Below are 17,524 nucleotides of genomic sequence, written 5' to 3'. Positions count from 1 at the left end.
CACCGGATCGTCATCGGGTCGTCATCGGCCGTCCCGGTGCCGGCGCGAGGCCCTCCGGGCACGCCCGCGGCGCGCGACGGCCCGCGGAGGGCGCAGACTTGTCCTTCGGGTCGGTCGACCGGCTCCCCCGACGGCGATGCGCGGCATGCGCGCGGCCGTGCGGGTGCCCGCCCGACAAGGAGCGCTCGATGAAGACCAGTTCCCTCGCCCCGCTCGGCCTCGTGATCGCGGCCGGCCTCCTCCTCACCTCCTGCGCGGGCACGGGCCAGGATCCCGCCCCCTCGGCGGCGTCCGGCGACGGCGACCTCTCCTTCGCGGTGGTCACCCACTCGGGCCCGGGCGACACGTTCTGGGACCGCGTGAAGTCGGGCGCGGAGGCGGCGGGCGCGGACTACGGCGCGAGCGTCTCCTACACGGGCGACCCGGATCCCGCGCGCCAGTCGCAGCTGATCGACAGCGCCGTCGCCCAGGGCACCGACGGCATCGTCGTGTCGATGGCGAACCCCGACGGCCTGCGCGACAGCGTCGAGAAGGCCGTCGCCGCGGGCATCCCCGTCGTCACCATCAACTCGGGGATGGAGCGCTCCGCCGAGTTCGGCGCCCTCGCGCACATCGGCCAGAGCGAGACCGTCGCGGGCGAGGCCGTCGGCGAGCGCCTCGGCCAGGCCGGCCTCGGGAACGTGCTGTGCGTGATCCACGAGGCCGGCAACGTCGGCCACGAGGAGCGCTGCCGCGCGGCCGCCGGCGCCTTCGGGGGCCGCATGACGAACCTCCAGGTCGACGGCACGAACGACGCCGAGGTGAAGGCCACCGTCAAGTCGAAGCTGCAGGCGGATCCCTCGCTCGACGGCGTGCTGACGCTCGGCGGCCAGTACGCGATCGACGCGGTCGGCGCCGTCGCCGAGTCCGGCAGCCGGGCCCAGGTGGCGACCTTCGACCTCAGCGAGGACGTCGTGGCGGACGTCCAGGCGGGCTCGATCCTGTTCGCCGTCGACCAGCAGCCGTACGTGCAGGGGTTCCTCGGGATCACCGCGCTGCAGCTGAACGCGACGAACGGCACCGTGATCGGCGGCGGCCAGCCCGTGTACTCCGGCCCGGCGTTCGTGACCCGCGAGAACGCGGCCGAGGTCGCCGAGCACGCGGCCGACGGCACGCGCTGACCCGCGCCCGCCCGACCCGCCCGTCCCCGCCCGTCCGCATCCGCCCAGACCAGGAGCACCGCCGATGACGACCCCCGCCACGACGACGCCCGCGAGGCCGCGCCCCGCGCCCCGACGCCTCCGCGGCCTCCTCGCCCGCCCGGAGGTCGGGGCCCTCGCGGCCGCCCTCGCGGTGCTCGTCTTCTTCTCCGTCTACACGCCGCAGTTCCTCACCCTCGCGGGCGCCGGCGTGTGGCTCGAGTCGGCCTCGACCTTCGGGATCATGGCGGTCGCCGTCGCGATGCTCATGATCGGCGGCGAGTTCGACCTCTCCGCCGGCGTCATGACGGGCTTCTCGGCGCTCGTGGTCGGCATCCTCACCTCGCACTACGGCCTCAGCATCTGGGTGGCCGTGCTCGTGTCGCTCGCGGCGGCCCTCGCGATCGGCGCGCTCAACGGGTTCCTCGTCATGCGCACCGGGCTGCCCAGCTTCATCGTGACGCTCGGCACGTTCTTCGCGCTGGCGGGCGTCGACCTCGCCGTCACGAAGGCCATCACGGGCCAGGTCGCGATCCAGGGCATGACGAAGGTGCCGTCCTACGACCAGATCCAGCCGGTCTTCGGCTCGTCGCTGCAGCTGGGCGGCGGCACGTTCTACGTCTCGGTGCTGTGGTGGGCGATCGTCACGGCCGCGGCGACGTGGATCCTGCTGCGCACCCGCGCCGGCAACTGGATCTTCGCGGTCGGCGGCGCGAAGGAGTCCGCCCGCCAGGTGGGCGTGCCGGTCCTCCGGACCAAGGTCGGCCTCTTCATGGGCACCGCGGGCGCGGCCTGGCTCGTCGGCATGATCTCGCTGTTCCGCACCTCGACGGTGCAGGCGAACACGGGCGTCGGCCAGGAGTTCATCTACATCATCTGCGCGGTTGTCGGCGGGTGCCTGCTCACGGGCGGCTTCGGCTCGGCCGTCGGCGCGGCCCTCGGCGCGCTCGTCTACGGGATGGTCTTCCAGGGCATCACCTTCGCGCAGTGGGACACGAACTGGCTGCGCACGATCCTCGGCGTGATGCTGCTCGCGGCCGTGCTCCTCAACCACTGGGTGCGCACCCGGGCGGGAGGCGCGCGATGACCGGCGCGCCCGTCCTCGAGGTCCGCGGAATCGGCAGGTCGTACGGCGCCGTGGAGGCGCTCTCCGGCATCTCGACCGCGGTCGCGGCCGGCGAGGTCACGTGCGTGCTCGGCGACAACGGCGCGGGCAAGTCGACCTTCATCAAGGTGCTCGCGGGCGTGCACGCGCCGACCTCCGGCACGATGCTCCTCGACGGCGAGCCCGTGACGTTCGCCTCGCCGCGGGACGCCCTGCAGGCGGGCATCGCCACCGTGCACCAGGACCTCGCGGTCGTCCCACTCATGCCCGTGTGGCGGAACTTCTTCCTCGGCTCCGAGCTGACCACGGGCCGGGGGCCGCTCCGCCGGCTCGACGTGCGGGCCATGAGGGCGATCACGCGCGAGCAGCTCGGGCGGATGGGCATCGACCTGCGCGACGTCGACCAGCCCATCGGCACGCTCTCCGGCGGCGAGCGCCAGTCCGTTGCCATCGCGCGGGCCGTGCACCTCGGCGCCCGCGTCCTGATCCTCGACGAGCCGACCGCCGCGCTCGGCGTCAAGCAGTCCGGCGTCGTGCTGCGGTACATCGCCCGCGCGCGCGACCGGGGGCTCGGGGTGGTGTTCATCACGCACAACCCGCACCACGCGTACCCGGTGGGCGACCGGTTCCTCGTGCTCAGCCGCGGATCCGCCCTCGGCACGTTCGAGAAGGACGGGATCACGCTCGACGAGCTCACCCGCCTGATGGCCGGCGGCGCCGAGCTCGACGCGCTCGCGCACGAGTTGGCGCGGGACCCGGACGCGGACGGAGGCGGCCGGGCCGCCCGCTGATCCGCCGTCGCCGGCGTCGGCGTCGGCGTCGGCGCGCAGCACCCTCCCGCGACGGATCCAATATCCTATAGGATCTCCTCACGTGCTCGACGAGGAGGACACGACGGATGACCCGGCTCTGGAACGACCCCGCTGACTTCGCGGACGACATGACGGCGGGCTTCGTCCGCGCCAACGCCCGGTGGGTCCGGCGGGTGCACGGCGGGGTCTCCCGCTCCACCCGCGCGGCCGAGCCGGAGGTGGCGGTGGTCATCGGCGGCGGATCCGGCCACTACCCCGCGTTCGGCGGCCTGGTCGGCCCCGGCCTCGCCCACGGCGCCGCGATGGGCAACCTCTTCGCCTCGCCGTCGGCGCACCAGGTCGAGTCGGTGATCCGCACGAGCGAGCAGGGCCGCGGCGCGCTCCTCCTCTACGGCAACTACGCGGGCGACGTGCTGCACTTCGACGACGCGCAGGAGCGCGTGCGCCGCGACGGGATCGACTGCCGCACGGTCGTCGTCACCGACGACATCTTCAGCGCCGGGCCCGAGGAGCAGGCCAAGCGCCGCGGGATCGCGGGCGACCTCACCGTGTTCAAGGCCGCGGGCGCCGCGGCGGCGGCCGGCTACGACCTCGACGGCACCGAGCGCGTCGCGGCCCTCGCGAACGCCCGCACCCGCTCGATGGGCGTCGCCTTCACTGGGTGCACGCTGCCGGGCGCGGATGAGCCGCTGTTCTCCGTCCCCGAGGGGCGGATGGCGATCGGGCTCGGGATCCACGGCGAGCCCGGCATCGACGAGACCGACATCCCCTCGGCCGACGGCCTGGCGGAGCTCTTCGTGACGCACCTGCTCGCGGAGGCCGAGGTCCCCGACGGCGTGGAGGTGCGCGGCGCCCGCGTCGTGCCCGTGCTCAACGGCCTCGGCTCCGTGAAGAACGAGGAGCTGTTCGTCGTGTTCACGCGCGTCGCGGACCTCCTGGAGGAGGCCGGGATCACGATCGTGGACCCGCAGGTCGGCGAGTTCTGCACGAGCTTCGACATGGCCGGCGCCTCCCTCACCCTGTTCTGGCTCAACGAGGAGCTGGAGCGGCTGTGGACCGCGCCCGCCGACACCCCGGCGTTCCGCAGCGGCGCCGTCGACGGATCCGGGCTCCAGGCCGTGGACGCGCGCGAGGACGACGAGGTCGAGGCCGCGATCCCGGACGCGAGCGAGGCGTCGCGGGAAGCCGCCGCGCGCATCTCCGACGCCCTCGACGCCGTGCACGCGACCGTCGCCGAGCACGCCGACGAGCTCGGCCGGCTCGACGCGATCGCGGGCGACGGCGACCACGGCATCGGCATGCTCCGCGGATCCCGGGCCGCCGCCGAGCGCGCCGCCGCGGCCGTGGAGCAGGGCGCCGGCGCCCGCACCGCGCTCCGGCTCGCGGGCGACGCCTGGTCGGACAAGGGCGGCGGCACCTCGGGCGCGCTCTGGGGGCTCATCCTGCAGGCGCTGGGCGACGCGCTCGACGACGAGGACGCGGATCCCGACACCGCCGATGCGGTGGCCCGCGGCGTCGGCGACGCGCGCGACGCCGTGATGGGCCACGGCAAGGCGTCCGTCGGCGACAAGACCATGGTCGACGCGCTCGTGCCGTTCGCCGAGGCGCTCGCCGAGCGGGTCGGATCCGGCGCCCCGCTCGCCGAGGCGTGGGCCGACGCGAGCGCGGCCGCGCAGGAGGCGGCGGACGCGACCGCGGCCCTGAAGCCCGGCATGGGCCGGGCCCGCTCGCACGGCGAGCGCTCGGTCGGCACGCCCGACCCCGGCGCCGTCTCGCTCGCGCTCATCACGGCGGCCGTCGGCCGCACCCTCGCCGACCGGTGACGTCCACCGGCATCGGCACCATCAGCACGGCCAGGAGGAGGACAGCATGACCAGGACATGGCGCATCGTCGTCGGCTCGGACGACGCGGGCTACCAGCACAAGGAGGCGCTCAAGGCCGACCTCGAGGCGAGCGACCTCGTGGTCTCCGTGGTCGACGTGGGCGTCGACGCGGACGGGCACACGGCCTACCCGACCGTCGCCACCACGGCGGCCGAGATGGTCGCCCGCGGCGAGGCCGACCGGGCGCTGCTGGTGTGCGGCACCGGGCTCGGCGTCGCGATCGCGGCGAACAAGGTCGCGGGGATCCGCGCCGTCACGGCCCACGACTCCTACTCGGTCGAGCGCAGCGTGCTCTCCAACGACGCGCAGGTGCTCTGCATGGGCCAGCGCGTCATCGGGCTGGAGCTCGCGCGGCGGAACGTGCGCGAGTGGCTGACCTACGAGTTCGACACGTCGAGCGCGTCGGCCGACAAGGTCGACGAGATCCGCGCGTACGAGGCGAAGTAGGGCCGTGCCCGCGCCGGCGGACGTGCGGCAGGACGCGGGGCGGGTCGCGCGTCCGGCGATCGTCGGCGTGAGCCTGAAGATGTACCTGGGGCACGCGGAGACCGTCGCCTGGTGCGAGGCCGTGGCGGGGATCGCCCGCACGCACCCGGCGACCGCGGGCGGCGAGGCCGAGCTCGTGGTGCTGCCGTCGTACCTGTCGGTGCCGGCCGCGGTCGGGATCCTCGACGGGATCGCCGCGGTCGGCGCCCAGGACCTCGCGACCGAGGACTCCGGCGCCTTCACGGGCGAGGTGTCCGGCGGGCAGGTGCGGGAGCTCGGCGGCGCGTTCGTCGAGGTCGGCCACGCGGAGCGGCGGCGGCTCTACGGCGAGACGGACGAGGTCGTGCGGCGGAAGGCCGACGCCGCGCTGCGGGCCGGGCTCGTGCCGATCCTCTGCCTCGGCGAGGAGGCGGAGCAGGATCCGGCCGACGCGGCCCGGGAGTGCGGCCGCCAGCTCGAGGACGCGCTGGCGCTCGCGCGGGAGTCCGGGCACGGCGGCCGGATCGTCGTCGCCTACGAGCCGCAGTGGGCGATCGGCGCGGACGCGCCCGCCTCGGACGCGCACATCCGCGCCGTCTGCCGGGACCTCCGCGCCCGCGTGCGCGCGCTCGACGCCCACCCGGGATCCGCCGTCATCTACGGCGGCAGCGCCGGCCCCGGCCTCCTCACGCGCATCGGCGACGACGTCGACGGCCTGTTCCTCGGCCGGTTCGCCCACGACCCGCGGGCCGTCGCGGCGATCCTCGACGAGGTGCACGCGCGCGCCGCGGCCCGCCCGGCGCCCGACCCCGCCCGCTGACGGCAGACTGTCCTGGTGACCTCCGGCCTCCCGCTCGACGCGACCTCGCTGCCCGCCCGGCAGGGGCTGCGCGACCGCGTCTACGACCTCGTGCTCGACATGCTCATGGGATCCGCGATGGAGCCCGGCTCCCGCCTCGCCATCGACCAGATCGCGCGCGACCTGCACGTCTCCCCCACGCCCGTGCGGGAGGCGCTCGTGCAGCTCGAGCGCACCGGGCTCGTCGCCCGCGAGGCGCACAAGGGCTACCGGGTGGCGCCACCCATCGCGGGTGAGCAGCTCGAGGCGCTCTTCGACGCGCGCGTCGTGCTCGAGGGCGGGGCGACGGCGCTGGCGGCGGCGGATCCCGCGCGCCTCGTGCCCGCGCTCGAGGACGCGCTCGCCGCGCACGAGGAGACGACCCGGCGGATCCGCGCGTCCGGCGACGGCGCCGACATGCCGGTGGGCCTCATCCGCGAGTACTTCGTCGTCGACTGGGACTTCCACCACCGCATCTTCGAGGCGACCGGCAACCCGTTCCTCCTCGACATGTCCGAGGCGATCTCCACCCGCGTCCACCGCATGCGCCAGACGATGCGCACAGGCGTCCACGACGCCGACGACGCCGTGCACGAGCACCGCGCGATCATCGACGCGGTCGCGGAGGGCCCGGACGCCGCGGCCGCCGCGATGCGGGAGCACATCGAGCGCGTGCGGGAGCGGTCGCGGCGGGACGCGGACGACGCGCCCGACGCGCCCGCGGGCTGACGTCCGCCTACCCGATCGGCGCCGGCCCCAGCTCGTCCATCAGCTCCTTGATCGCGACGTACGCCTTGTTCCGGTACGCCACCAGCGCCTCGGTGCGCTCGGCGGGCACGTCGAGGTAGCCGGCGCCCGTCTTGGTGCCGTACTCCCCCGCGTCCACGTGCGCCTGCAGCGACGCCGGGGTCGCGAAGCGCTCGGGCCAGCGGGTCTGCAGCGACGCGTAGCAGAACGCGTACACGTCGAGCCCGGCCATGTCGGCGATCGCGAACGGGCCGAACACCGGCAGGCGGAAGCCGAACGTGGTGCGGACGATCGTGTCGATGTCCTCGGGGGTCGCGATGCCCTCCTCGACGATCTGCGTCGCCTCGTGGAAGAGCGCGTACTGCAGGCGGTTGAGCACGAAGCCCGTGGAGTCCGTGACGCGCGCGGTCTCCTTGCCGGTCGACGCGACGAGCGCCTCCGCGGCCTGGATGGCCGACTCCTCGGTGCCCGCGTGCGGGATCAGCTCGACGCCGGGGATGAAGGGCGCGGGGTTCGAGAAGTGCACGCCGAGGAACCGCTCCGGGTTCGTGACGGCCTCGGCGAGCGAGCCGATGAGGATGGTGGAGGTGTTGGATCCGATGACGGCGTCGGGCCGCGCCGCCGCCGAGATCCGCGCGAGCGTCGCGTGCTTGATCTCGAGCTTCTCCGGCACGGCCTCCTCGATGAAGTCGGCGTCGGCGACGGCCTCCTCGATGGACGCGGCGGGCGTCACGGCCGCGCGGATCCGCTCCACGGCGTCGGCCGGGAACAGCCCGTCCGCGACGAAGCGCTCCGCCTCGGCGATGAGGCGGGCGTGGTTCGCGACGGCGATCTCCTCCGAGATGTCGGCGATGCGCACCGTCGCGCCCGCGAGCGCGAGCACCTGCGCGATGCCGCCGCCCATGTAGCCGGATCCGACGATGGCGATGTTGCGTGCGGTCATGGTGCCCTCTCCCTAAGCGTCGCGCGTCTGCGGCAGCAGCGTGCGGATGTAGTCCCGGTTCTCCGCGCAGACGCCGAGGCTGTCCCCGCCGTACTGCTCGACGAGGATGATCCCGTCGAAGCCGAGCTCGACCGCGTCGCGGATCACCTGCCGGTAGTCGATGAGGCCCGAGCGCATGGTGGTGGGCACCGAGGTGGCCCAGCTCCCGTCGGCGGCCTCGTCGCGCATGTAGTTCTTCACGTGCCAGTAGTTCGCGTACGGAAGCGTCTTCGCGTACAGCTCGCGCCAGCTCTCGACCGGGCGGTGCAGGCGGATGAGGTTCGCGACGTCGGGGTTGAGGCCGACGTTGTCGAGGCCGATCTCCTCCACGAGCCGCACGGCGCTGTCGGCCGTGCCGAGGTAGGTGTCCTCGTACATCTCGAGCGCCATGCGGAGGCCGAGGTCGGCGGCGTGCCGGCCGAGCTCGCGGAGGCGCGTGACGGCGGCGGCCCGCACCTCGGGGTCGTCGGGGTCCTTCGGGCCCTCGGCGGTCCAGAACCACAGCGCCTTCCGCTGCGCCTCGCTGAACGGCTGATGCAGCCCGGTGGAGAAGACGTCCATCCCCATCTCGGCGATGGCGTCGATGGTGCGGTGCGCGTAGGCGAGGTTCCGCTCCTCGTGCCCCGGCATGATCACGCTCTGCCGCTGCAGGTGCACCGACGGGATGCCGACGCCGTGCGCGCGGGCGACGGAGACGAGCTCCTCGCGGCGGGACGGCTCGAGGTCCGCGGGCCGCACGTGGCTGTCAGCGAGCTCGGCGAGGGTGAAGCCCTCGCGCGCGATGTCGGCGAACATGCGATCCCAGACCGCGGTGTCCGCGTCGTGGAGCGCGGTGCCGTCGCGGCCGACGGTGGCGAACGAGTGGAGGCACGTGGCGATCGGCCACGACTCCGCGTCGTAGGGGGGCGGGGTCGTCGCGGGCGTCTCCGGCATGCTGCTCCATCGCGGTCGTCGGGTCCCGAGCACTCGGGATCCAGATCCTATAGGAAATAGGGTCTGGGCCGCGAGAGCGGAGCGACGGCCGCGGGTCAGCGCAGCGGCAGGTGCATCACGTGCAGGCCGACGAGCCCCTCCTCCGCGTCGTCGAACGCCTCGGGCACCGTGCCGATGATCCGGAACCCCAGCGACTCCCACAGGTGCACGGCGGCCCGGTTGGTCTCGACGACCGCGTTGAACTGGATCGCGCGGTAGCCCTCCGCGCGCGCCCACGCGATCACGGACTCGCCGAGCGCACGGCCGACGCCTCGGCCGGCGTGCGCGGGATCCACGAGGAAGGACCCGGTGGCGACGTGCGCCCCGCGGCCGGGCCGGTTCGGGCCGGCCTTGGCCGATCCGAGGACCGTGCCGTCGTCGTCGACCGCCACGGAGGTGCGGGCCGGCGCCTCCGCCATCCAGTTCGGCCGGGCCTCCTCGAGCGACTGCCCGGCGGGGAGCGCGTAGGTGCGGCCGGCGTCGACGATCCGGCGGTAGAAGGGGTGGATCAGGGGCCAGTCGGCGTCGACGGCGGGGCGGATCTGCATGCGGTCGAGGGTATCCGGCGGCGCGGCGGACGTCGGGTCAGCCGACCCCGAGCGCCGGCAGCAGCACGTGGTCGATCACCGCGAGGAAGTCGTCGCGCCGCACGGGCCCGCGGCCGGCGGCGAGGAGGTGCGTGCTCATCGCGGGGACGACCTCCGCGAGCACGGCGACGGCCTCGGCCGGCCGCGCGGCCACCTCGCCCCGCTCGATCGCGCGCGCGAGGAGGCGCCCGTAGACGGCGACGTACGGCTCCGTGACCTCCGCGCGGATCGCCGCCGCCAGCCGCTCCGAGCCGCGCATCGCGGGGGCGAGCCCGGCGAAGAGGGCCGTGCGGCGGTCCGGGCCGCCGAGCCACGCCGAGTCGACGACGGCGACGAGGTCGCCGCGGAGGGACCCGGTGTCGGGGAGCGCCGCGGCCTCGGGTGGGCCGCCGGCCGCGCGGATCGCCGCGAGCACGAGGTCCTCCTTCGTCGCCCAGCGCCGGTAGATCGTGGTCTTGGCCTTGCCCGTGCGGGCGGCGACCTCGTCGAGCGTCATGCGCTCGTAGTCGCGCTCGGCGACGAGGTCGAGGGCGGCGGAGAGGATCGCGGTGTCGCTCGAGCGGTCGACGGGACGGCCGACGCGGGGTCGGGGGGCGGCGTCCGGGGTGTCCATCCGGTCCAGGATAGGCCCGTCGCCCCATTCCGCTACTCTGCGGTAGCGTTACTCCTCGCAGGCCGCGTCGCGGTCGCAGGAGGAGGAGCCATGCGGATCCAGGACGCGGTCGTCGTCATCACCGGGGCGTCGTCGGGCATCGGGGCGGCCACCGCCCGGGCGGCGGCGCGGGCGGGCGCGCGCGTCGTGCTCGCGGCGCGGCGGGAGGAGCGGATCCGGGAGATGGCCGCCGAGATCGGCGGCGGCGCGATCGCGGTGCGCTGCGACGTGACCGACCGCGCGCAGGTGGAGGCGCTCGCGCGGGCCGCCCTCGACGCCTTCTGCCGCATCGACGTGCTCGTCAACAACGCGGGCCAGGGCCTGCAGGCGACCGCCGAGGACCTCGCGCTCGACGACCTCCGCGCCGTCCTCGAGCTGAACCTCGTGGCGCCGCTCGCCGCGATGCAGGCCGTGCTGCCGACGATGCGCGCGCAGGGCGCCGGCGCGATCGTCAACGTGAGCTCGGGCACCACGTTCGCCGACGTGCCGGGCACGGGCGGCTACGTCGCGTCGAAGATCGCGCTGGAGCGCCTGTCGGCGATCGCCCGCGCGGAGCTGGAGGGCTCGGGCGTGGTCGTCTCGACGCTCATCCCCTTCGCCACGGCGACCGAGTTCATGACCTCGATCCGCGCGGGCCGCGCCGAGGCCGAGGCGATGACGGCGGGCGCGACCTTCGACACCCCGGAGACGGTGGCCGACGCGGTGCTCGCGCTCATCGCGAGCGGGGACGCCCGCATGGACCTGGTGCCGGCGGCGTACGGCGGGTCGCGCTGATCGGGATCAGCTCGGCGGGTCGTCCGCCAGCCGCTGGAACAGCACGTGGTCCTGCCACTCCCCCGCGATGCGGAGGTAGCGCGGCGCCAGCCCGTACCGCGTGAAGCCCGCGCGCGCGAGCACCGCCTGCGAGGCGTGGTTGCGGAGGAGCGTGCCGGCCTCGACCCGGTGCAGCCCGAGGTCGTCGAACGCGAGCGACACGGCAGCGCGCACCGCCGCGGTCGCCAGCCCGCGGCCGGTGCGATCCGCCGCGAGCCAGTACCCCATCGCGCACGACTCGAACGCGCCGCGCACGATGGCGTTGAGGTCGAGCCGGCCGGCCACGGATCCGTCGTCGTCGAGGATCGCGAGCGGCACGCCCTGCCCGCGCGCGTGCTGCGCGAGCGCCGCGTCGAGGTCGGCGCGCTGGCCGGCGGGGGTGTCGTGGTCGGGATGCCGGATCGGCTCCCAGGGTGCGAGGGACGCGCGGCTCCGGAGGCGCAGCTCCGAGAGGGCGGGGGCGTCGTCGTGCGTCAGCAGGCGGATCCGGTCGGGCACGGCATCGAGGATGCCAGACCGCCCGCAGCCCGCGCACGACGACGGCCGCCCCACCCGCGAGGGATGGGACGGCCGTCGGGTCGTGCGTGAGCGCTAGGCGCGCGCGAGGTCCGCGATGACGCGGTCCCCGGCGGCGGCCATGACCGTCTTCGCGGAGATCTCGGCGCGCTCGAGGAGCTCGTCCATGCGACGGCGGCGGGCCTTCGTGATCAGCGTCACGACGGTGCCCTGCTTGCCCGCGCGGCCCGTGCGGCCGGCGCGGTGGAGGTAGCTCTTGTACTCGTCCGGCGCGTCGGCCTGGATGACCAGCCCGATGTCGTCCACGTGGATGCCGCGGGCGGCCACGTCGGTCGCCACGAGGACGCGGACCTTGCCGCTCGTGAGGAGCTGCAGGTTGCGCGTGCGGCGCGCCTGGTTGAGGTCGCCGTGCAGCGACGTGGCCGGGATGCCGGCGTCCTCGAGCTGGTCGGCGAGCTGCTCGGCGAACGCGCGGGTGCGGGCGAAGATCAGCGTCTTGCCCTCGCCGGAGCTGAGCTGCTCGATGATCGCGGCCTTGTCGCGCTGCTCGATGAGGAGCACGCGGTGGTCGATGGTCGACGACGCCTGGTCCTCGCCCGCGACCTCGTGGACGCTGGGCGACGGCAGGAACTCGTTGACGAGCGTCGCGACGCCCTTGTCGAGCGTGGCGGAGAAGAGCAGGCGCTGGCCGTCCTTCTTCACCTGACGGAGGATCCGCTGCACGGGCTCGAGGAAGCCGAGGTCGCACATGTGGTCGGCCTCGTCGAGGACCGTGACCACGATCTCGGAGAGGTCGAGGCGGCCCTGGTCGATGAGGTCCTCGAGGCGGCCGGGGGTCGCGATGAGGATGTCGACGCCGCGCTGCAGCGCACCGACCTGCTTGAACTGCGGCACGCCGCCGAAGATCGTGGTGGTGAACAGGCCGACCGAGCGGGCGATGGGCTGCACCGTGCGGTCGATCTGCATGGCGAGCTCGCGCGTGGGGGCGAGGATCAGCGCGCGGGGCTTGCGGCCCATCTTGCGGTTCTTCGCGCCGTCGTTCTCGAGCAGGCGCTCCACGAGGGGCGCGCCGAACGCGATGGTCTTGCCGGATCCGGTGCGGCCGCGGCCGAGCACGTCGCGACCCGCGAGCACGTCGGGGATGGTGGCGGCCTGGATCGGGAACGGGCTGGACGCGCCCAGCTCCTCGAGCACGCGGACGATGTTCTGGCCGAGGCCGAGCGCCGCGAAGGTCACGCCGTCGACGTCCTTGGCCGTGGTGGCCTGGGCCTCGAGGCGCTCGAGCACGACGTCCTCGGACGGCGCGTGGCGCGGGGCGCCCTCCTTGCTCGGGTAGTAGTCGCTGTCGCGCTTCGGGCGCGCGTCGTCGTAGGACGGGCGCTCGCTGCGCTGGGGGCGGTCGGCGTAGGACGGACGCTCGGAGCGCTGCGGGCGGTCGTTGCCGTACGACGGGCGCTCGGTGCGGGCCGGACGGTCGTTGTAGGAGGGACGCTCGGATCGCTCGGCGCGGTCGCCGTAGGACGGGCGCTCCGTGCGGGCCGGGCGCGAGTCGTTGTACGACGGGCGCTCGGTGCGGGCGGGACGGTCGTTGTAAGCCGGACGCTCGGTGCGCGGGGCGCGGTCGTTGTACGCGGGGCGCTCCGTGCGGGCGTTGCGGTCGTTGCGGTCGTTGTACGACGGGCGCTCCGTGCGAGCGGCGCGGTCATTGTACGCCGGACGCTCGGAGCGCTGGGCGCGGTCGCCGTACGAGGGGCGCTCGTTCCGGTCGTTGTACGCGGGACGCTCCGACCGCTGCGGCCGGTCGTTCCCGTAGGAGGGACGGTCGTTGCGCGGCGCGCGGTCGTTGTACGCGGGACGCTCGGAGCGCTCGCCACCGCGGGCGGGCCGGTCGTTCCCGTACGACGGACGCTCGGAGCGCTGGCCGCGCTCGGCGCCGTAGGAGGGACGCTCGCTGCGCTGGCCGCGGTCGTTCCCGCCGCCGTAGGAGGGACGCTCGCCGCGCTGCGGGCGGGCGTCACCGCGCTCGGGGCGCTGGCCGGCGCGGTTGGGGCGGTCGCCGTACGCGGGACGCTCGCCGCGGCCGGCGGGACGCTCGGAGCGGGGCTCCCAGTTGGGGCGGTCGCCGCCGCGCGCGGGGCGGACTGCGCCGCCGCGCTGGGGGCGGTCGTCCTGGCCGGAGCGCTGGGCGCGCTCGTCGGCGTTCCAGCGCTGCTTCTTGGGCGCGGGATCGGAGTTGTAGCCGCGGTGGTTCGGGCTGCGGGATCCGGCCGGGGCGCGCTTGGCGCCGCGCGGGGAGTCGTTGTTGTAGGGCATGAGGGATTCCTCGTTCTGCTCGAGTGCATGACAATGCTCATTCGAAGCAGCGCGCTACAGGATCAGGGTGCGCAGAGCTGCTCTCAACCCGGGCAGTCGTCGACCGGGGGCCGTGTCATCGCGTGACGTACCCCTCTGCGGAACGAGAGGGGGAAACCGGCCCACCTGACTGACAAATCCATCCGCCCGGATGGATGGTCCGGTAGCGGTGTCAAGAGCCGACTGGACGACACTACCCGATCCGGCCACCCCGCACCAGGGCACCGCTCCGCCCGGGCGCGCCCCGCATGGTGCGGAGGGCGCCCCCGGGCGGGGTCACGCGGGGTAGCGCCGGCGGATCAGCGCGCCGCACCCTCCCCCGACGGCGTCGCGGCCGACGACGTCGCGGAACCCGCGACCGGCAGCCCGCGCTCGGCCCGACGCCGCTCGCCGCGCGCCCGGATCCGCAGCCCGCCGCGCTCGACGAGCGAGTACAGCGACGGCAGCACGACGAGCGTCAGCACGGTCGAGGACAGCAGGCCGCCGATCACGACGATCGCGAGCGGCTGCGAGATGAACCCGCCGTGCCCGGTGAGGCCGATCGCGAGCGGCAGCAGCGCGAAGATCGTCGCGAGCGCCGTCATGAGGATGGGCCGGAGCCTCCGCCCGGCACCCTGCAGGATCGCCTCGCGGAGCTCCATCCCGCGCGTCCGGTACTGGTTCACGAGGTCGACGAGCACGATGGCGTTGGTCACCACGATGCCCACGAGCATCAGCAGGCCGATGATCGAGGCGACGCCGAGCGGCACGCCCGTCACCACCTGCAGGAGCACCGCGCCCGTCGCCGCGAAGGGCACCGAGACGAGCAGCACGAGCGGCTGCACGAGGCTCCGGAACGTCGCCACCATGATGATGTACACGATCAGGATCGCCGCGAGCACCGCGAGCCCGAGCTGGCCGAACGCGTTCGACTGCTGCGAGGCCACGCCGCCGATCGAGGCCTGCGCCCCGGCGGGCAGCTGCACGTCCGCGATGGCCTGCGTCACCTCCGCCGAGGCGAAGCCCACGTCGTCGCTGCCCGGCGTCGCGCTCACGGTGGCGCTGCGGAAGCCGCCCGTGGTCGTGACGGTCGCGGGGCCGTCGGCCACCTCGACGGTCGCGAGGTCGCTGAGCGGCACGAGGCCGCGCGCGGTGGGGATCCGGAAGTCGCGCAGCCCCTGCAGGCTCTGCGCGGCGTCCGGGTCCTGGATGTAGATGGACAGCGTCTTCTCGTCGATGACCACCTGCCCGACCGCGGCCGGCAGCCGGCTCGCGGTCACGATGCCGCCCACGGCCTGCTCGCTGAGCCCGGCCGCCGCGGCCTTGGCCCGGTCGACGGTCACCGCGATGTACGGCTGCGTCTCCGAGAGGTTGCTCGTGGCCTGCTCGATGGACGGGATGTCCTGCACCGCGGCGAGCACCGCGTCGGCCGAGGCCTTGAGGTCGTCGGAGTCGTTCGCCGTGATGCCCACCTCGATGTCGCTCGAGGAGAACCCGCCGGATGCGGCCGCGAGCGACACGTCGCCCACGTCGGAGAGGCCGTCCACGGCGTCGCGCACGCGGTCGCGGATCGCCTCCTGGTCGGCGTCGGGATCGGTCGTCAGCGAGAACGTGATCCCGCCGCCGCCGCTGAACGCGGCCGTGAGCGACGTGCTGTCCGAGCCGATGGAGGTCTGCACGGTGTCGACGCCCTCGACGCCGATGAGCGCCTGCTCCACCTGCGTGGCGGCCGTGTCCTGGGCCTCCAGGCTGGTGTCGCTCGGCAGCTCCTGCGAGACGGTGAGCGTGTTCTGCCCGCTGTCGCCGAGGAAGTTCGTCTTCATGCTCGGGATGAGCGCGACCGTGCCGCCGAGCACGAGGATCGCGAGCACGAGCGTGACCGCGGAGTGCTTGAGCGTCCAGGCGAGGATCGGCAGGTAGCCGCGCTGCAGGCGCGTGGGCTTCCCCATCCCCTCGCCCTCGTCGTGGGCGGCGTGCGATCCGCGGGCGGGCCGGTCGGCGAGCTCGCGGTCGTCGATCGGGCCGGCGACCGCGGCGTGGGCGCCCGTGCGGACGGCGCCGTCGGCCGCGGGAGCGGCTGCGGCGGCAGCGGCAGCGGCCTTCCGGCGCGCGCGCCGCGACTCCCCCTCCGGCCGCAGGAACCAGTACGCGAGCACCGGCACGATCGTCAGCGAGACGAACAGCGACGCGGCGAGCGCGATGGTCACCGTCAGCGCGAACGGCCGGAACAGCTCGCCCGTGATGTCGCCGACGAGCGCGATCGGCAGGAACACGGCGACGGTCGTGGCGGTCGACGCCGTGACGGCGCCCGCGACCTCGCGCACGGCGGCGCGGATCGCCTCGAGCCGGTCGGGCGTGAAGGAGAGGTGCCGCTTGATGTTCTCGATCACCACGATCGAGTCGTCCACCACGCGCCCGACCGCGATCGTCAGCGCGCCGAGCGTGATGATGTTGAGCGTGTAGCCGGAGGCGAGCATCCCGATGAAGGTGATGAGCACCGAGGCCGGGATCGAGATCGCGGTGACGATGGTCGACCGGATCGACATGAGGAACACGAGGATCACGAGCACCGCGAACACGAGGCCGAGCAGGCCCTCGGTCGTGAGGCTCGAGATCGACTGCTCGATGAACGGCGCCTGGTCGAACACGACCGTGAACTCCGTGCCGTTCCCGAGGTCGTCGGCGAGCTGCGGCAGGAGCTCGGTCACGAGGTGCGAGACGTCGACCGTGTTGCCCGCGGGCGTCTTCGTCACGGCGATGGTGAGCGACGGCTCGCCGTCGACGCGCGAGATGCCGGTGGTCGGGTCCTGGCCGAGCTCCACCGTCGCGACGTCGCCGATCGTGAGCTGGCGCCCGTTCGCGGCGCCGAGGAGCGGCAGGGAGGACAGGTCCTCCGTGGATCCGAGGCGCGTGCCCGACTGCACCGACAGCGTGGTGCCGTCCTCGGTCACCGCGCCCGCGGGGAGCAGCGAGCCGTTGGCGTCGAGCGCGTCGCGGATGGCCTGGTTCGTGAGCCCGGCGGCCTGCACCTCGGCGGGATCCGGCGTGATGACCACGCGCTGCCCCACCGTGCCGAGCAGGCTCGCGTCGCGCACGCCCTCGAGCTTGCGGATGTCCGCCAGCGTCGAGCGCTCGAGCGCGGCCGTGAGGTCCTGCGGGCTGAGGTCGCTCGTGACCGCGATCTGGATCACCGGCAGGTCGTCGATGCTGCCCGCGATGACCACGGGGTCGATGCCGTCGGGCAGCGTGGTGCGGATGCGGTTGATGGCCTGGTCGATCTTCTGCTCGGCCGTCGCGAGGTCGGTGCCGTAGGTGAACGACGCGGAGATGACGGACGAGTCGGTGCGCGAGGTCGCGGTGGAGGACTCGAGGCCCGGCACCGCCTGGATCGCGCGCTCGATGGGCGTCGACACGTCGGAGTCGACGACCGCCGGCGAGGCGCCCGGGTACGCCGTGACGACAGCGAGCTGCGGGAACGACACCGACGGGATGAGCTCCTGCTTGAGGGTCGTCAGCGCGATGCCGCCGAACACCCCGATGACGATCGTGATGAGCGCGATCAGCGCCCGGTTGCGGAGGCTGAAGACGGAGAGGAGATGCAGGGGGTGCTCCTTGTGCGATGCGGGCCGCGGGTGCGGCGGT

General features: G+C 74.1%; 15 protein-coding genes. 8 read left to right on the top strand and 7 right to left on the bottom strand.

All coding sequences use genetic code 11. The features are described 5' to 3' along the window. The first annotated feature begins 188 nt into the window (after positions 1 to 188). The 7 genes from H9X71_RS03585 (at position 189) to H9X71_RS03555 (ending at position 7,011) form a co-directional block, all read left to right on the top strand. Positions 189 to 1,160 (top strand): sugar ABC transporter substrate-binding protein, encoded by a 972-nt coding sequence (locus H9X71_RS03585; protein WP_191148362.1) that lies wholly within the window; start codon positions 189 to 191, stop codon positions 1,158 to 1,160. A gap of 64 nt (positions 1,161 to 1,224) precedes the next feature. Next, positions 1,225 to 2,265, top strand: coding sequence for an ABC transporter permease (locus tag H9X71_RS03580; protein WP_191148361.1), 1,041 nt, complete (start codon positions 1,225 to 1,227; stop codon positions 2,263 to 2,265). After that, entirely contained in the window at positions 2,262 to 3,074 is an 813-nt protein-coding gene (locus H9X71_RS03575) for an ATP-binding cassette domain-containing protein (RefSeq protein WP_191148360.1), read from the top strand. Before H9X71_RS03580 ends, H9X71_RS03575 begins: the two co-directional genes overlap by 4 nt. A 107-nt stretch (positions 3,075 to 3,181) precedes the next feature. Further along, positions 3,182 to 4,918 (top strand): dihydroxyacetone kinase family protein, encoded by a 1,737-nt coding sequence (locus H9X71_RS03570; RefSeq protein WP_191148359.1) that lies wholly within the window; start codon positions 3,182 to 3,184, stop codon positions 4,916 to 4,918. 46 nt (positions 4,919 to 4,964) lie between these two features. Beyond that, a complete protein-coding gene (locus H9X71_RS03565; RefSeq protein WP_191148358.1) occupies positions 4,965 to 5,426 on the top strand; it encodes a ribose-5-phosphate isomerase in 462 nt (153 codons plus the stop codon). Positions 5,427 to 5,430: 4 nt separating this feature from the next. Further along, positions 5,431 to 6,264 (top strand): triose-phosphate isomerase family protein, encoded by an 834-nt coding sequence (locus H9X71_RS03560; RefSeq protein ID WP_191148357.1) that lies wholly within the window; start codon positions 5,431 to 5,433, stop codon positions 6,262 to 6,264. A 15-nt stretch (positions 6,265 to 6,279) separates the two neighbouring features. Further along, positions 6,280 to 7,011 (top strand): GntR family transcriptional regulator, encoded by a 732-nt coding sequence (locus H9X71_RS03555; RefSeq protein WP_244961753.1) that lies wholly within the window; start codon positions 6,280 to 6,282, stop codon positions 7,009 to 7,011. Positions 7,012 to 7,018: 7 nt separating this feature from the next. Here H9X71_RS03555 and H9X71_RS03550 read toward each other — a convergent pair whose 3' ends face one another. The 4 genes from H9X71_RS03550 to H9X71_RS03535 all read right to left on the bottom strand — a co-directional run bounded on the left by H9X71_RS03550 (position 7,019) and on the right by H9X71_RS03535 (position 10,183). Then, positions 7,019 to 7,972, bottom strand: a complete 954-nt coding sequence (locus tag H9X71_RS03550; protein ID WP_191148356.1) for a 3-hydroxyacyl-CoA dehydrogenase family protein — start codon at positions 7,970 to 7,972, stop codon at positions 7,019 to 7,021. Positions 7,973 to 7,984: 12 nt separating this feature from the next. Further along, entirely contained in the window at positions 7,985 to 8,944 is a 960-nt protein-coding gene (locus tag H9X71_RS03545) for a sugar phosphate isomerase/epimerase family protein (protein ID WP_191148355.1), read from the bottom strand. A gap of 95 nt (positions 8,945 to 9,039) precedes the next feature. Then, positions 9,040 to 9,531, bottom strand: a complete 492-nt coding sequence (locus H9X71_RS03540) for a GNAT family N-acetyltransferase (RefSeq protein WP_191148354.1) — start codon at positions 9,529 to 9,531, stop codon at positions 9,040 to 9,042. Positions 9,532 to 9,568: 37 nt separating this feature from the next. Beyond that, positions 9,569 to 10,183: a TetR/AcrR family transcriptional regulator gene (locus H9X71_RS03535; protein WP_191148353.1), complete on the bottom strand. Its 615-nt coding sequence runs from the start codon at positions 10,181 to 10,183 to the stop codon at positions 9,569 to 9,571. A 90-nt stretch (positions 10,184 to 10,273) separates the two neighbouring features. On the opposite strand from H9X71_RS03535, the gene H9X71_RS03530 reads away from it, so the two are divergent. Further along, positions 10,274 to 10,996 (top strand): SDR family oxidoreductase, encoded by a 723-nt coding sequence (locus H9X71_RS03530; protein WP_191148352.1) that lies wholly within the window; start codon positions 10,274 to 10,276, stop codon positions 10,994 to 10,996. A 6-nt stretch (positions 10,997 to 11,002) separates the two neighbouring features. Here the strand turns inward: H9X71_RS03530 and H9X71_RS03525 are convergent, their stop codons facing one another. The 3 genes from H9X71_RS03525 to H9X71_RS03515 all read right to left on the bottom strand — a co-directional run bounded on the left by H9X71_RS03525 (position 11,003) and on the right by H9X71_RS03515 (position 17,484). Further along, positions 11,003 to 11,533, bottom strand: coding sequence for a GNAT family N-acetyltransferase (locus H9X71_RS03525; RefSeq protein WP_342355636.1), 531 nt, complete (start codon positions 11,531 to 11,533; stop codon positions 11,003 to 11,005). A gap of 93 nt (positions 11,534 to 11,626) precedes the next feature. Then, a complete protein-coding gene (locus tag H9X71_RS03520; protein ID WP_191148350.1) occupies positions 11,627 to 13,864 on the bottom strand; it encodes a DEAD/DEAH box helicase in 2,238 nt (745 codons plus the stop codon). Positions 13,865 to 14,202: 338 nt separating this feature from the next. Next, positions 14,203 to 17,484, bottom strand: a complete 3,282-nt coding sequence (locus H9X71_RS03515) for an efflux RND transporter permease subunit (RefSeq protein WP_191149067.1) — start codon at positions 17,482 to 17,484, stop codon at positions 14,203 to 14,205. Positions 17,485 to 17,524 lie beyond the last annotated feature (40 nt).

This window comes from Clavibacter zhangzhiyongii, from assembly GCF_014775655.1.
Lineage (GTDB): Bacteria > Actinomycetota > Actinomycetes > Actinomycetales > Microbacteriaceae > Clavibacter > Clavibacter zhangzhiyongii.
This window is presented reverse-complemented; position numbering and strand designations above follow the sequence as displayed.